Origin of the sequence: Gordonia rubripertincta (assembly GCF_038024875.1) — a bacterium.
Classification (GTDB): Bacteria; Actinomycetota; Actinomycetes; order Mycobacteriales; family Mycobacteriaceae; genus Gordonia; species Gordonia rubripertincta.
Genome location: NZ_CP136136.1, coordinates 709,633 through 723,482 on the forward strand (window position 1 = coordinate 709,633; position 13,850 = coordinate 723,482).

The 13,850-nt window shown below is 67.4% G+C and carries 12 protein-coding genes and 1 pseudogene; 4 read left to right on the forward strand and 9 right to left on the reverse strand.

Going from position 1 to position 13,850, the window contains the following annotated elements:
• Positions 1-11: 11 nt before the first annotated feature.
• Complete coding sequence (locus RVF83_RS03105) at positions 12-1,139, reverse strand: amidohydrolase family protein (RefSeq protein ID WP_039879978.1); 1,128 nt, start codon at positions 1,137-1,139, stop codon at positions 12-14.
• A gap of 131 nt (positions 1,140-1,270) precedes the next feature.
• Between RVF83_RS03105 and RVF83_RS03110 the strand changes: the two genes are divergently transcribed.
• The gene (locus tag RVF83_RS03110; protein ID WP_005195166.1) at positions 1,271-2,422 is read left to right on the forward strand and encodes an FAD-binding oxidoreductase; all 1,152 of its coding nucleotides are present in this window, start codon (positions 1,271-1,273) and stop codon (positions 2,420-2,422) included.
• A gap of 16 nt (positions 2,423-2,438) precedes the next feature.
• Here RVF83_RS03110 and RVF83_RS03115 read toward each other — a convergent pair.
• The 8 genes and pseudogenes from RVF83_RS03115 to dnaK form a co-directional block, all read right to left on the reverse strand.
• Positions 2,439-3,516 (reverse strand): annotated as a pseudogene (locus RVF83_RS03115) (hypothetical protein).
• Between the two features lie 83 nt (positions 3,517-3,599).
• A complete protein-coding gene (locus RVF83_RS03120) occupies positions 3,600-4,694 on the reverse strand; it encodes a hypothetical protein (protein WP_005195168.1) in 1,095 nt (364 codons plus the stop codon).
• A gap of 39 nt (positions 4,695-4,733) precedes the next feature.
• Positions 4,734-5,036: an antibiotic biosynthesis monooxygenase family protein gene (locus tag RVF83_RS03125; protein WP_005195169.1), complete on the reverse strand. Its 303-nt coding sequence runs from the start codon at positions 5,034-5,036 to the stop codon at positions 4,734-4,736.
• A gap of 75 nt (positions 5,037-5,111) precedes the next feature.
• Positions 5,112-5,579, reverse strand: a complete 468-nt coding sequence (locus tag RVF83_RS03130; protein ID WP_005195170.1) for an SRPBCC family protein — start codon at positions 5,577-5,579, stop codon at positions 5,112-5,114.
• Between the two features lie 54 nt (positions 5,580-5,633).
• Complete coding sequence (locus RVF83_RS03135; RefSeq protein ID WP_005195171.1) at positions 5,634-6,032, reverse strand: heat shock protein transcriptional repressor HspR; 399 nt, start codon at positions 6,030-6,032, stop codon at positions 5,634-5,636.
• A gap of 3 nt (positions 6,033-6,035) precedes the next feature.
• On the reverse strand, positions 6,036-7,232 hold the full coding sequence (gene dnaJ / locus RVF83_RS03140) for a molecular chaperone DnaJ (protein ID WP_005195172.1): 1,197 nt from the start codon (positions 7,230-7,232) through the stop codon (positions 6,036-6,038).
• Positions 7,233-7,415: 183 nt separating this feature from the next.
• Positions 7,416-8,039, reverse strand: coding sequence for a nucleotide exchange factor GrpE (grpE, locus tag RVF83_RS03145; protein ID WP_005195173.1), 624 nt, complete (start codon positions 8,037-8,039; stop codon positions 7,416-7,418).
• The gene (gene dnaK / locus RVF83_RS03150) at positions 8,036-9,883 is read right to left on the reverse strand and encodes a molecular chaperone DnaK (protein ID WP_005195174.1); all 1,848 of its coding nucleotides are present in this window, start codon (positions 9,881-9,883) and stop codon (positions 8,036-8,038) included. Before dnaK ends, grpE begins: the two co-directional genes overlap by 4 nt.
• Positions 9,884-10,236: 353 nt before the next feature.
• On the opposite strand from dnaK, the gene RVF83_RS03155 reads away from it, so the two are divergent.
• The 3 genes from RVF83_RS03155 to RVF83_RS03165 are packed head-to-tail and all read left to right on the forward strand — an operon-like array spanning position 10,237 to position 13,777.
• Positions 10,237-11,421 (forward strand): hypothetical protein, encoded by a 1,185-nt coding sequence (locus tag RVF83_RS03155; protein WP_210735990.1) that lies wholly within the window; start codon positions 10,237-10,239, stop codon positions 11,419-11,421.
• A complete protein-coding gene (locus RVF83_RS03160) occupies positions 11,418-12,512 on the forward strand; it encodes a DUF1214 domain-containing protein (protein ID WP_005195176.1) in 1,095 nt (364 codons plus the stop codon). Before RVF83_RS03155 ends, RVF83_RS03160 begins: the two co-directional genes overlap by 4 nt.
• Positions 12,512-13,777, forward strand: a complete 1,266-nt coding sequence (locus RVF83_RS03165; RefSeq protein ID WP_005195177.1) for a sulfotransferase — start codon at positions 12,512-12,514, stop codon at positions 13,775-13,777. Before RVF83_RS03160 ends, RVF83_RS03165 begins: the two co-directional genes overlap by 1 nt.
• Positions 13,778-13,850: the final 73 nt, after the last annotated feature.

Here is a 13,850-nt window from a genome sequence, read left to right on the forward strand (position 1 = left end):
CCGCCCGCCGGTCAGGTCTCGTCGAGTCGGTAGACGCGAACCGCGGTGTCGCGGAAGATACGTCGCAACGCCTCGTCTCCCCACTGGGACGCACAATCGACGAGGGCACCGACGAGGACGTCGATCGCCGCGTTGGGGCGGTCGATCGGGTAGTTCGAGCCGAACATGATGCGGTCCGAACCGAAGTGGGTGACGACGTGTTCGACGAACGGGCCGATCATCTCGCACAGCGTCGCCTGCCCCCCGATGTTGCCCCACCGTTCGCGGCCGTAACCGAGAACCGGCATGGCCAGTCCGGAAAGCTTCACCACCACATTGCGATACGACGCCAGGGTGGTCATCCGTTCCCGCCACAACCGCCAGATGTCCGCGCGCGCCGCGGCCGTCGCACCGGTGCGCGTCCCGATCGGGCCGAACACCCCGGCCGGCATCCCGAAGTGATTCAGCACGATAGTCGTGTCGGGATACTCCCGCGCCAGCACGACGACGTCGTAGAGCTGGTGGGAGTAGACCGCAGCCTCGAAGACGAGCTTGCGCCCAGCCAGTTCGGCGAAACCGTCGAGGAAAGCCGGCGACGCCAGGATGTTGTCGGCGTCGCCGCCGTCGCGGACACGCGGATCGGGATGGCGCGTCGCCACCAGGCGGACACCTCGAACCCGCGGCGAGACCGCGAACTGCTGATTCAGCGTCTCGGCGAAGTCATGGTCGCGCGGGTCACCGTGAGCCACGATCGCCCCCAGACGCGGAGCCCCCGAGTGACCGAACGGAAGTCGCTCCAGGTAGCGCGTCTCCTCCACGGCAGTGCTGTGTGCCGACGCCTGCTCCCCAGCGGGTAGGGCCTTGCGCCAGTGCGACTCGACGTGCACCACGGTGTCGATGGGCACCCCGACGACCGTCGAGACGAGAGCCGCGTCGGTGGCGTACTGCCGTGGCTCGTACGGGCGCGCGACCGTTCGCGGTGTCAGCACGAACTCCCGGTCGGCGCGCGAGGCGATGAACGGGAATGCCCGGTCCCCCAATCGGGGGACGAGCCCGTACAGCCGCGACGAGCGTGTCACCGCCCATGGGGTGCGCCGCGGATCCCAGTGCTGCACATGCGCGTCGACGATGGCCGGGAGGACACCGTCGAGGGACGTCATGCTGGTACCTTGCCACACCGGATCACAGTCCGACATACGATGACGGATCCTGAATTCTGTACCGTCGGGCGTTAGGGTTGAGCTCTCGGAACAGGCGGGGGACGAACGCCGACGGAGGTTGTCCACAGAGAATGGCGAGCCACTCACGCCACACGTTGCATCAGCTGCGAACAGCGGTGAACCGACAGCCCGACCGGTTCGTGACCAACGTCTACACCCGGATGTTCGCGATCGATCCTGACCTTCGGGATCTGTTCGGCGTCTCGATGGCCGCACAGCAGATCGCCTTCCATCGCGTGATCGACCACGTTCTCGAGGCCATTCCCGCGGAGTCCGGTCACGCCGACCTCGTCGAGTTCCTCGCCCAGCTCGGCCGCGACCATCGCAAGTTCGGGGTCGAACCCGAGCACTATCACGTAATGTATGCGGCCCTCATGGGCGAGTTCGCCAGTCTGATGGAGGGGTACTGGGACGAGGAGGCACAGCAGACCGTCTCACAGGCGATGATGCTCGTCACCGGCGTGATGCGCGGGGCCGCCGAGACCGCCACCCATCCCGCCCGGTGGACGGCGGAAGTCGTGGAGAAGTACCGCATCAGCCGCGACCTCGCCGTCGTGCGTCTCATCTCGCATGCGCCGCTGACGTTCCACGTCGGCCAGTACCTCGAGGTGCACGTCCCGCAATGGCCCAAGCAGTGGCGCAACTTCTCGCCGTCGATCCCGCCGAACCCGGCCGGCGAGCTGGAGTTCCACGTCCGGGCCATTCAGGGTGGGACGGTCAGCTCGGCCATCGTCAGCGAGACCAGCATCGGCGACGTCTGGACCCTGTCGCAGAGCCATGGCACGCTGCACGTCGACCGGGATCGGCCCGTCCTGATGGTGGCCGGCGGCACCGGACTGGCCCCCCTGCGTGCTCTGCTCATCGAGATGTCCAAGCGCGCGGACTCGCCCCCGACACACATCTTCTACGGGATGCGCTACCCCGGTGAGCTCTATGACCTGAGCGTTCTGCGACGGATCGCGTCCACCAATCCGTGGTTGCAGGTCACCGCGGTGTCGGAGGAGGAGAGCGATCCGTGGTGGATCACCGCGGTGGCGACGCCGGCCGAACTCGGGATCGACCACGAGATCGGCACGCTCGCCGACGTCGTCGTCAACGCCGGGAACTGGCAGGACCACCAGGTGCTCATCGCCGGATCGGCGCAGATGATCGAGGCGACCCGACGCAAACTCATCATCGCCGGGGTCCGCGCGAGCCGCATCCAACACGACCCGGTGTACTGACGCGCCGGTCAGGGCGTCAGGGCGCCGGCGATCCGGCTGCGGGGACCTCGACCGTGGTCGTCTCGGTCTCGGTGATGGTGAACGGTCCCGGGATCTCCTCGGTCACCGTGGTCGTGCGGGTGACCGGGCGCGGCGTGCTGGTGATCGTGGTCGTGCGGGCCCGTCCGGTCTCGGTCTCGGTCTGGGGTGACCGTCTTCGCGTCGGCGGTGATCGTGACGGCCGCTGGTGTCTCGGTGACCGTCACCTGAGTCGGTTCGGGGGTCTCGCCCTCGGCGGCCAGGAGCAGGGTCAGGCCGACCGCGCCGAGAAACACCGCGGCACCGATCGCAGCGCCGACGAACCACCAGCGTCGTCCGGTCGACACCCGCGTGGCCGCCGCCGGGGCCGACAGCGCCACCAGGGCGGCGTCGGCCGCGCCGATCGCCGAGGCGAGCGGCGGATTGTCCGCGACGGTGACGGGACGCTGGGCGGCGTATTCGAAGGCGGGGGCGATGCCCGGCATCTCCGCGCCGGGTCCGACCACGATGATCGAGGTGATGTCTCGACCGCGCGGCAGCTTGGCGATCGCGGTTGCCAGTGCCGATGCCCCGTCGGGATCGGTGACGGACGCGAGCCGGTGGGTGGTGAAATCGGCTGTTCCGAGGACCGCCCCCGAGGTCGTGTCGACCGTGGCCACCGTCGTACCGGATGCCGGTGCGGCCTCCCGATCGAGATCCACGACCGCGACGACGCCGCCACGGGTGGCATGAGTGCACGCGATCTCGGCGAGTGCCGAGGCGTAACCGGTGACGACGACACGGTCGTGCCAGGATTCGGCGGCGCCACTCGACCCGAAGGCCTGTGACAGGTGCTTGCGGACGTCCTCGCGGGACACGGAGACACCGATCAGGTCGACGACGACGGGCACCGAATCGACCAGCTCGACGATCGCGGCCTCTACCGCGGGAGCCGACGGATCAGGCAGGTCGACGAGGTTGCTGGCCAGGATGTGGCCATCGGCGTCGCGCACCACGGATGCGATCTGATCGTCCACGACGGATATCCCGAGAACCACGGATCCGGGCAGTCCCCCACTCGCCGGATCTTGGGTCATCGTCACCTCCACATCGACATTTGCCCATGCAGCCTAACGGCTGGGGCCGAATCTGTGGCAGCCGGACCGTCGGTGGTACCTCGTCAGACCGAGTCGGCGGGATGCTGGGTGTACGCGGCGTCGCGTACCGCCTCGTCGGTCTCCAACCCCGCACCGAGCGCCCCGCCGACGGTTGCCAGTGAGCACGTCAGCCACGCGACCTCCAGGTAGTCGGTGATTCCGGGGTCGTGACCGAGGGCGTCGCCGAAGACCTGAGGGACCACGAGGCACAGCGCGCCGACGGTCGCGAGGACGAAGAGAGCGGCATAGAACGCCGCGACCCCCAGCGCGACGGTGATGACGGTGACGGTGTTGAACAGGACGATCTGTTCGCGCGACTGCCGCGACGATCCTCGTTCCCAGAGGTTGGCGCCGATGATCAGGGTGGCGGTGATGGCGACGATCGAGCCGACGGCGACGCCGGTGAGGCGGACCCAACCGAAGGTGTCGGCCAGCAGCCAGATGTCGGCGGTGACCAGCGCGAAGACCCCGGCCGCGATGGCGCCGGTCAGTGCCCGGGTCAGCCCGAGGGCGAGGCGCCACGGCCGGTTGGCGCGCACCATCCCGGAGAGGAGGCGGAGATTGCCGGTGAGCACCCGGGCGGTGAAGGCGGTGCCCTCGTCGTCGACGTCGGTGCCCAACTGGCGGACGCGGTGCCGCAGCGGCGACTTCGACGGGGACTTCTCGTGGTCTCGGAGGTCGTCGGCGTCGGCACCGAGGAGTCGGCCGACGAGACCGATGACCGTGGTCCGCGCCCGCTGTCGTAGTCCGGTCGGACCAAGGGCGGGCACCGACAGGACCGCGACGCCGTGCACCGCGTTCGCATGCGCGACGACGGGGCGCCGGCCCACGTGGAGGGGGAGGTCGGTCAGACAGACCACCAGGTCCCATTCACGTTCGAGGAGAACGTCTCTCGCGGCGTCGACGATCTGGGCGTCGGTCGCGGGCGGCTGCACCAGGGATGCCTCGACGACCTCGATCTGCCATCGGGCTCCGGGGAAGCTGGTCTGGACGTGCTCGGTCAGGTCTGCGTCGACGAGCTTGCGCGCGAGCCCGATCGGTTGTCCGGGAGCGGCCACGACTCCGAGGACGACCACCGCTTCCTCGCCGGATGACGGCGAATCGTCCTCGAATTCCATGGAGAGGCTTCCTTTCGCGGCCGCCCCGGGACGGCCTGATCAGGCGTTGAAGGTCTCGATCAGGGTGTGCTGTTCGACGGCCGACGGAGCCTGCATGCCCGAGGCCTGGTCGTCGGAGTGCGATGCGCGGAACGAATCAGACTTCAGCCACGCCAGGAAGTCCTCCTTGGCGTCGAACTCCATGGTGGAAACGTAGGGCAGGCCCTCGGCCTCCGGACGCATCAGGGTGGCGCGGTGCAGGCCGGGAACACCCTTGAGCGTGGTGCGCATGGAGTCCGAGAATGCCTTCTCGAAGGCCTCGGCGTTCTCGGTGACATCGATGCGGTTGGTGATCACGAACATTTCGTCGACTCCTGGTGCGGGTCTGATAGGTCTCCGCCATCTTATCGACATGCTGTCGGCAAGATGGCGGTGGCATCAGCCGAACCGGTTTGCGAGCGCGCGGAGCGTGCCCTCGATGCCCTGCCCGTTCTTCTTGTCGTAACCGATCAGCTCCATGATCTTCGGGAACTTGAGCGTGGAGTAGTCGAAGGTCTCGGTGACCTGCGTGGTGGTCGGCGACGTGGCGACGAGCTCCCAACGCCAGTGATGGCCCATGGGGTGCTTCCACTCGACGACGCGGTCGGTGTCGACGTCGGTCGCGGTGGAGGTGATCGTGTACGGAACACCGAACTGCTTCATCCCGACGCTGAATCGCGCGCCGGGGGTGAGCTTTTCCGGACCCTTGACAGGCGTGTCCCGCACCGTCCCCGAACCGTCCAGTTCGGGATGACGATGCGGGTTGGCGATGAGAGCGAAGACCTCGGCAGCCGGCGCGTCGACGACGATGCGCCGTGAAACGCGGTGCGGGCCCGTGTCAACGGTGGTGACGGTGTCGGAAGCCATACCTCCAAGGTACGCGGGACCTACCGGTCGCCCTGACGAAACGAACCGGACCGTTCAGTCGCCGGAGCGCTTCCGCCGCGGCTGCCACACGACGAGGGCATTGGTCCGGGGCACCGGGACGAGCTCGCCCCCGCGACGATTCCGCGACGCAGCGACCTCGTCGGAGAGCTCACGGACACGCTGCTGCAGCGCTTCGACCTGATTGCTCAGGTCGATGATCCGTTTGATCCCTGCGAGGTTGACGCCCTCCTCCTGCGAGAGACGCTGGATCTCACGCAGGAGGTCGACGTCGCGGGAGGAGTAGCGGCGACCGCCGCCGCTCGTGCGTTGCGGGGTGACCAGACCGAGACGGTCATAGGTCCGCAGGGTCTGGGCGTGCATGCCGGCGAGCTCGGCGGCCACCGAGATCATGAAGGTCGCGCCGTCGGCGTCGAAGTTCTTCTGACCGGCCATGACTCACTTCCCCCAGTTCGCCCGTGGATCGAAACCGCTTGCCCGCTCGGCCTGATCGTAGGCACGCATCGCCTCGATCGCAGCGTCGTCGAGCTTGTCCGGCACCGCGACCTTGACCGTCACCAGCAGGTCGCCTGCACCGCCGGACCGCTTGGGGACGCCGCGGCCGCGCACGCGGAGCGTGCGGCCGTCGGTGGTGTTCGGCGGGATCTTGACCCCGACCGAGCCCTCGAGTGTCGGTACCGACACCGTCGCGCCGAGAACCAGTTCCGAGATCCGAACCGGGAGCTGCACCCGAAGGTCGTTGCCGCTGCGCGTGAACTGCTTGTGCGGCGTGACGTGGACGACGACGTAGAGGTCGCCCGAAGGTGCTCCGCGACGTCCGGCCTCACCCTGGCCGGCCAGCCGAATCCGTTGTCCGTCTTCGACTCCGGCCGGGATACGCACGTTGATGGTGCGCGTCCGGTTCTTGACTCCGCTGCCGGAGCAGTCGGTGCACGGGTCGTCGATCCGCGAGCCGGTGCCCTGGCAGTCCTGGCAGGGTTCGCTGAACCCGAAGGCACCCTGGTTGCGGCTGACGAAGCCGGAGCCGTTGCAATTAGGGCACACTCGCGGGCTGGTGCCGGGCTTGGCACCCGACCCGTGACAGGTGGTGCACGGGGACGGGCTGGTCACCCGCAGCGGGACCGTCGTGCCGAGCGCCGCGTCCTTGAAGGACAGCGACGTCTCGGTTTCGAGGTCCTTGCCGCGACGGGGACGGCTGGCCGTCGATGTGCGTTGGGATCCGCCGCCCCGGTTGAAGAGTCCGTCGAAGATGTCGCCGAATCCGCCACCGCCGCCGGCCTGACCGCCGCCGAACAGGTCGCCGAGGTCGAAGTCGCCCCCGGTCGTGTACGTCGTACCGCCGCCGGGGAAACCGCCGCCCGGGAACCCGTTGCCGCCGCCGCGGAATCGTCCGCCGGCGAACATCGCACGGGTCTCGTCGTACTCCTTGCGCTTCTCCGGATCGCTCAGCACGCTATGGGCTTCGGACACCCGCTTGAAGCGCTCTTCGGCCGCGGAATCGCCGGGATTGGCATCCGGGTGCAGCTCGCGTGCGAGCTTGCGATAGGCCTTCTTGATCTCTTCAGCCGAAGCGTCAGAAGCAACGCCCAGGTCCTTGTAGAAGTCGTGTTCCAACCACTCACGTTGTGGAGCCACCAGACGTCACCTCCTTCAAGTCTTCTGTTGTCTGGATGGGTATTTCAGTTGTTCCCCCGCCCCCTGAGGTGCGAGCGGAGCGAGCCACGAAGGGTTCCTCGCCCTTCGTGGCTCGTCGCTTGCGCTCCTCGCACCTCAGGGATCGGTGGTCGGATCGCCCCTCATGCACGGGCGATTGTTGCCTTATTGTGCACCGGTCTGGTCGCCGGCGGGCTCGGGATCGGTGACCGTCACCATGGCGGTGCGGATCACCTTCTCGCCCAGTCGGTAACCGCAGCGGTACACCGCGCCGATGACCGGGTGGTCGCCGGTGCCGTCGTGCTGAACCGCTTCGTGGAGTTCGGGGTTGAACTCCTCACCCGCGGCCCCGAAGGACTCGAGGCCCTCCGCGTTCAGCACTGCGGTCAGCTTGTCGGCGACCGCCCGGAGCGGGCCGGTCTCGAGATCGCCGTGCTCGCGGGCACGGTCGAGGTCGTCGAGGACCGGGAGGAGCTTGTCGATCAGGATCTGCTTGCCGTAGGCAACCGATCCCTGCTTCTCCTCGGCAGCTCGCCGCCGGAAGTTGGCGAACTGAGCGCGTTCCCGCTGCAGGTCGGCCGTCAGCTCAGCGAGCCGGGCGTCCGGGGATGCCTCGTCGGCCGGCTGTTCGGTGTCGGACTCGTCCACGACGGGTTCGGCGTCGGCCGGGCCGGGGCCGGCGGCCGGCTCGTCGCGCACCTCACCCGTTTCCGGGTCGATGCGACGACGGTCGGTCACCGTCACCGGCTCCTCGCCAGACCCATTCGACGAATGGGATCCTGCGGTCACTTGTTCTCCTTGGTGTCGGCGTCGTCCACGACCTCGGCGTCGACGACATCGGGATCACTGTCGGCGGCAGCGCCGGCCTCACCGTCGGCGGACTCCGCAGCGGCGTTGGCGTAGATCGCCTGGCCGAGAGCCTGCGACTCCTCGGACAGCTTCTCGATCGCGGTCTTGATCGCGGCCGAGTCGGTGCCCTTCAGTGCTTCCTTGGCGTCGTTGACCGCAGCCTCGACCTTTTCCTTCACGTCGGCCGGGACCTTGTCCTCGTTGTCCTTGAGGAACTTCTCGGTCTGGTGGACCAGCGACTCCGCCTGGTTGCGGGTCTCGGCCTCCTCGCGACGCTTGCGGTCCTCGTCGGCGTGCGCCTCGGCGTCCTTGATCATGCGGTCGATCTCGTCCTTGCTCAGGCCGGAACCGTCCTGGATGCGGATCGAGTTCTCCTTGCCGGTGCCCTTGTCCTTCGCGGTGACGTGCACGATGCCGTTGGCGTCGATGTCGAAGGTCACCTCGATCTGCGGGACACCCTGCGGCGCAGGCGCGATGCCACCCAGCTCGAAGCTGCCGAGCAGCTTGTTGTGCGAGGCGATCTCACGTTCACCCTGGTACACCTGGATCTGCACCGACGGCTGGTTGTCCTCGGCCGTGGTGTAGGTCTCGGAGCGCTTGGTCGGGATGGTGGTGTTGCGCTCGATCAGCTTGTGCATCACGCCGCCCTTGGTCTCGATGCCGAGGGACAGCGGGGTGACGTCGAGCAGCAGCACGTCCTTGACCTCGCCGCGGAGAACGCCGGCCTGCAGGGCGGCGCCGACGGCGACGACCTCGTCCGGGTTGACGCCCTTGTTGGGCTCGCGGCCACCGGTCAGCTCCTTGACCAGGTCGGTGACGGCCGGCATACGGGTGGAACCACCGACGAGCACGACGTGGTCGATATCGCCGACGGAGATGCCCGCATCCTTGATGACGGCCTGGAACGGTGCGCGGGTGCGCTCGAGCAGATCAGAGGTGATCCGCTGGAACTCGCTGCGCGACAGCTGCTCGTCGAGAAACAGCGGGTTCTTGTCGGCGTCGACGGTGATGTACGGCAGGTTGATCGAGGTGCTCTGCGAGCTCGACAGTTCGATCTTGGCCTTCTCGGCAGCCTCACGCAGACGCTGCAGGGCCATCTTGTCCTTGGTCAGATCGATGCCGTTCTGAGCCTTGAACTTCTCGACGAGCCAGTCGACGACACGCTGATCCCAGTCGTCACCACCGAGGTGGTTGTCACCGGAGGTCGCGCGGACCTCGACCACACCGTCGCCGATCTCGAGCAGCGAGACGTCGAAGGTACCGCCACCGAGGTCGAAGACCAGGATGGTCTGCTCCTTCTCGCCCTTGTCGAGTCCGTAGGCCAGGGCGGCCGCGGTGGGCTCGTTGACGATGCGCAGCACGTTGAGGCCGGCGATCTGACCGGCTTCCTTCGTGGCCTGACGCTGGGAGTCGTTGAAGTAGGCGGGCACGGTGATCACGGCGTCGGTGACGTCCTCACCGAGGTACGCCTCGGCGTCGCGCTTGAGCTTCATGAGCGTGCGCGCGCTGATCTCCTGCGGGGTGTACTTCTTGTCGTCGATCTCGACCGTCCAGTCACCCTCACCCATGTGGCGCTTGACCGAGCGGATGGTGCGGTCGACGTTGGTGACCGCCTGGTTCTTGGCCGGCTGACCGACGAGCACCTCGCCGTTACGCGCAAAGGCGACCACGGACGGCGTGGTCCGCGAGCCCTCGGCGTTGGCGATGACCGACGCTTCGCCACCCTCGAGCACCGAAACCACGGAGTTGGTGGTGCCGAGGTCGATTCCAACAGCACGAGACATGTTTGGCTTCCTCCTAGTTTGTGGGTGTGCACCCCAAGTCCTTTGGCCCCGCGGTTCGATGACGCGGGGATGATGTCCGAAACCCGGCGGGACCGGACTTCAGTGCGTCCGACTCATGTCCTACTCACAATGGATCGTCGAGTCAAACTTACTTGAGTCAGTCTCACTCAGCTTTCTCGAAGTGTGTAACGGGACCCCTCGCGGGTTTGTTCCCGGATGACTGGAAAAAGTTGAGCGAGTTTCGCTCAACTGGTGACCTGATGATGTGGTCCTTGACACACCCGGGCCCGCCGGGCAGATTCACCAGCAACAGGAAGCACACGATTCCACTTGACCGTTGCCGAGGATCGCCCATGACGCAGACCAGTCCTACACCCACGAGGGGCACCAGGGACTCCCCACCCTGTCGTCCGTATCGCATCGCCGTCTGGGGTCCCGGCGAGGTGGGCGGTGCCGTCATCCGGGCCGCACTCGCCGACCCCGCCTTCGAGGTGGTGGGCGCCCTCGTCCACAACCGTGAGAAGGACGGTAGGGACATCGGCGAGCTGGTCCGGACTGATCCGATCGGGATCGGCGCCACCCGCGACCGCGAGGCGTTCAAGGAACTCGACGTGGACTGTGTCGTCCTCACCCCGGCGCCGGCCCCGGTGATCGAGGGGCTCGACGACGACGTCGTCGATCTGCTGGAGGCGGGGAAGAACGTCGTGGCGACCGCGGCGTACCACAATGTGTCGATGCCGAACTGGCTCAGCCCGTTCCGCAAGTCCCCGCACCGGATGCTCGAGGCCTGCCATGCCGGCGGCGCCACCTTGCACGGCACCGGCGTCCATCCCACGTTCATCGTCGAGCGGGTCGCGATGACGATGGCCAGGGCGATGTCGTCGGTCAGTCATGTGCGGTCGGTGGAGGCCGTCGACTTCTCTCGTGCCGGATCGATGTGGGGCGGGTTGGGAGCACTCGGCTTCGGCGCCGAACTCGACTCCCTCAGTGCCGAATCCCCGGTCGCACGCGGCGGCGACATCTACTACGGCGATCTCACCGGCAACGTCGCCCATGCGCTGTACGGCGTGGACAGTTCCGAGGTGAGGGTCGAGACGTCGCTACGCGGAATCCCCGCCGAACGTGATGCGCAGGTGGGCGCGACCACCATCAGGAAGGGCACTGCGGCCGCCCTGCACCTGACGCATCGCGGCTACCTCGGTGACCATCATTTCTTCACCAACGAGGAATGCTGGTATCTCGCTTCGGTACCCACTCGGCCCGCTCCCGGCGCCGAAGCGGTGTATCGAGGCGACGATCTGCCGTTCGGCGGGTTCACCAGCCCGATCGCGTACACACTGGTCATCAGCGGCGAACCGGCCGAGATGCGCACCCAGCTCGAGTTCGGCGTCGGGTCCGGCCACACCAACCCGATCACGACCGCGTCGGTACGGGCCGTGCTCGACGCCATCCCGGCGGTGGTCGACGCCGAGCCGGGCATCCTCATCGATGACATCGGACCCCACTACCGGCACGACGACCGGGTCCGGCTCCCGTGACCGAGGACGCCCGACCAGAGGTCGCCGCGTGGAACGGTCTGGTCGACGCACTCCGCTCCGCCGGTGACAAACTCGCCGCCGACACCGCGGGCCTGGCCCCGGCAGAACAGGCCGACGGATTCCGCGCACTGGTGCGCGGGTTGTCGAATCAGTTGTCGCGCTTCGAGGTCGACCGAGAACGCCCGGAGCTCGTGCCGTTCAACGGGTGGCGGCACAAGTTCCTGATGGACAACCCCGATTTCCGGTACTGGGTCACCGAGGTCCGAGGTGACCGCGCGTACCGCATCCGCGGGAACCGCGGCGATGCGTCGTACATGTCGGTGACCGTCTACCGCCGGACCGGCGGCATCGGCGGCATCGGCGCCGAGGCAACGGCCCGCATCGACAGCGACACCATCGGATTCGACGACGACGGCGCCTTCGAGATCGTGCTCGGCGGCACCGCGCCGGGAGCCGGTGACCGGCTGGAGCTACCGGAGAAGGCCGGCGTCGTCTGGGTCCGGTTCTTCCACGACGACGTGGCTCGGGACGAAATGGGTTGGTGCAGTATCGAGCCGGTCGTCGAACCGCCGGTGCCGCCGTCCATCGACGCGGCGAGATTCGCGTCCTCGCTGGACTCTTTGGCGGCCACGACCTCGATGCTCCCGACGATCTTCGAGATGTCGACCAAGGACGATCTCGATCCACCGAACGTGTTGCGGCACTGGTCGGAGATGGCCGGTGGCGCCGTGTTCACCGAACCCGGAATCCACTACGTCCGCGGCGGCTGGCAGCTCGGACCCGGCGAGGCACTGGCCATCGAGGGGGATGTCGTGGAGTGTCGATACTGGAACATGTTGGCGTACAGCCGCTTTCTGAACTCGCTCGACTTCCGGTACCGCCCGGTGTCGTATACGGGTGCGACCGCGACGGTCGTCGACGGACGGTATCGATTCGTTGTCGCGGCGGAGAACCCAGGCGGCTCGGGCGACTGGATCGACTCCGAGGGGCGCGACTTCGGGATCATCGTGATGCGCTTCCTCCAACCTGCCGACACGCCTCCTCTGCCGTCCGCTCGGGTGGTCCGGCTCGACGAACTGCGAGGCGAGTGATGGTGACGTGGACGCCACCGCAGCGGAGTGAGGTCGCCGAGAGCATCTACGCGGCCGCAGAAGCCGATCGGATTACCCGTCCCGAGCGGTACCGGCTAGGGGTCGAGGCAACCGACACGATCGTCGAACGGGCCACTGCCGAGCACGGTGTCGAGGGATTGGGCGACCCGGCACTGTGGCGGCCGGGCCTGGAGCAGTATCTGGCGTCGGCGGCCGAGGACGGGCGTCTGAACGCTGTCGGCATCCGTAATGCGCAGGACGCGGTGATCGGGAAACTGCGGGCTCGCTCCATCTTCGACAAGACCCTGCGGGAGAGCCCGGAAGTGGCCGAACGCGAGGTACTCCCGCCGATCGTGATCATCGGCGGCTGGCGCACCGGGACGACGTTCCTGTACCGGCTCATGGCGCGCGACCCCAGACTCCGCGCGCCGCGTCCGGTGGAGCTGTACGCCCCGTGGCGGGTTGCAAGGCTGTCCCCGGAGGAACGCGAACGGCTGATCGAAACGCAGGCCGCCGAGCCCAACCCGCTCCACGTGCTGAATCCGGCGATGGCCGCCGTCCACGATTCCGGACCGGCCCTCCCGGAGGAGTGCGTCCTCGGCATGGGAACGACCATGCGCAACTGGGGCTTCAGCTCGACGATGCGCCTCGACAGCTACTCCCGATGGCTGGCCGACCACGACTTCACCGGCGAATACGCAGCACATCGGACGATGCTGCAGATCCTCGACGACGGTTCCCGGCGGCGATGGCTGCTGAAGGCACCGGCCCACACGCCCGAACTGGCCGCACTGACCCGGACATACCCGGGTGTCTGCATCGTCCATCTGCATCGCGACATCGTGGAGACCGTGGCGTCGGGCGCCAGCCTGTTCGCGACCTACCGGTCGACCTACAGCGACGAGGTGGACGGCCACGACGTCGGCCGCTTCCAGATCGAACAGTCGGAGTTGTGGTTCCGTCGAGCGCTCGAGTTCCGCGCCTCCCCAACGGCTGGTTCGGCGACCGTCGTCGACATCGACTACCGGGACCTGGTGTCCCGCCCTGGGGAGACCGTCGAACGGGTTTACGCAGCAGCGAATCTCGATGCCCCGGATGTGGCGGCGATGCTCGCCCAGCACAATGCGGAGCAGCCGCGGCACGGCAAGGGCAGACACCGGTACAGCCCCGAGGAGTTCGGGATCGAGCCTGATGCCCTACGCGAACGGATGGCGTTCTATACCGATGCCGTCGCGGAGTGGACGTCGAGCGCTGCCCCACGGTGATCGACGGCTCGCGGTTCACGCACCGTCGGGTTGCACTTGGATCTCTGTCCCCCGGTTACTGCTCGGCGCTCTA

Coding starts and splice junctions, on each gene's coding strand:
- RVF83_RS03105 (WP_039879978.1), bottom strand. CDS start 1,139: ATGACGTCCCTCGACGGTGTCCTCCCGGCCATCGTCGACGCGCATGTG.
- dnaK (WP_005195174.1), bottom strand. CDS start 9,883: ATGTCTCGTGCTGTTGGAATCGACCTCGGCACCACCAACTCCGTGGTT.
- RVF83_RS03120 (WP_005195168.1), bottom strand. CDS start 4,694: ATGGAATTCGAGGACGATTCGCCGTCATCCGGCGAGGAAGCGGTGGTC.
- RVF83_RS03110 (WP_005195166.1), top strand. CDS start 1,271: ATGGCGAGCCACTCACGCCACACGTTGCATCAGCTGCGAACAGCGGTG.
- RVF83_RS03155 (WP_210735990.1), top strand. CDS start 10,237: ATGACGCAGACCAGTCCTACACCCACGAGGGGCACCAGGGACTCCCCA.
- RVF83_RS03165 (WP_005195177.1), top strand. CDS start 12,512: ATGGTGACGTGGACGCCACCGCAGCGGAGTGAGGTCGCCGAGAGCATC.
- RVF83_RS03130 (WP_005195170.1), bottom strand. CDS start 5,579: ATGGCTTCCGACACCGTCACCACCGTTGACACGGGCCCGCACCGCGTT.
- RVF83_RS03125 (WP_005195169.1), bottom strand. CDS start 5,036: ATGTTCGTGATCACCAACCGCATCGATGTCACCGAGAACGCCGAGGCC.
- RVF83_RS03135 (WP_005195171.1), bottom strand. CDS start 6,032: ATGGCCGGTCAGAAGAACTTCGACGCCGACGGCGCGACCTTCATGATC.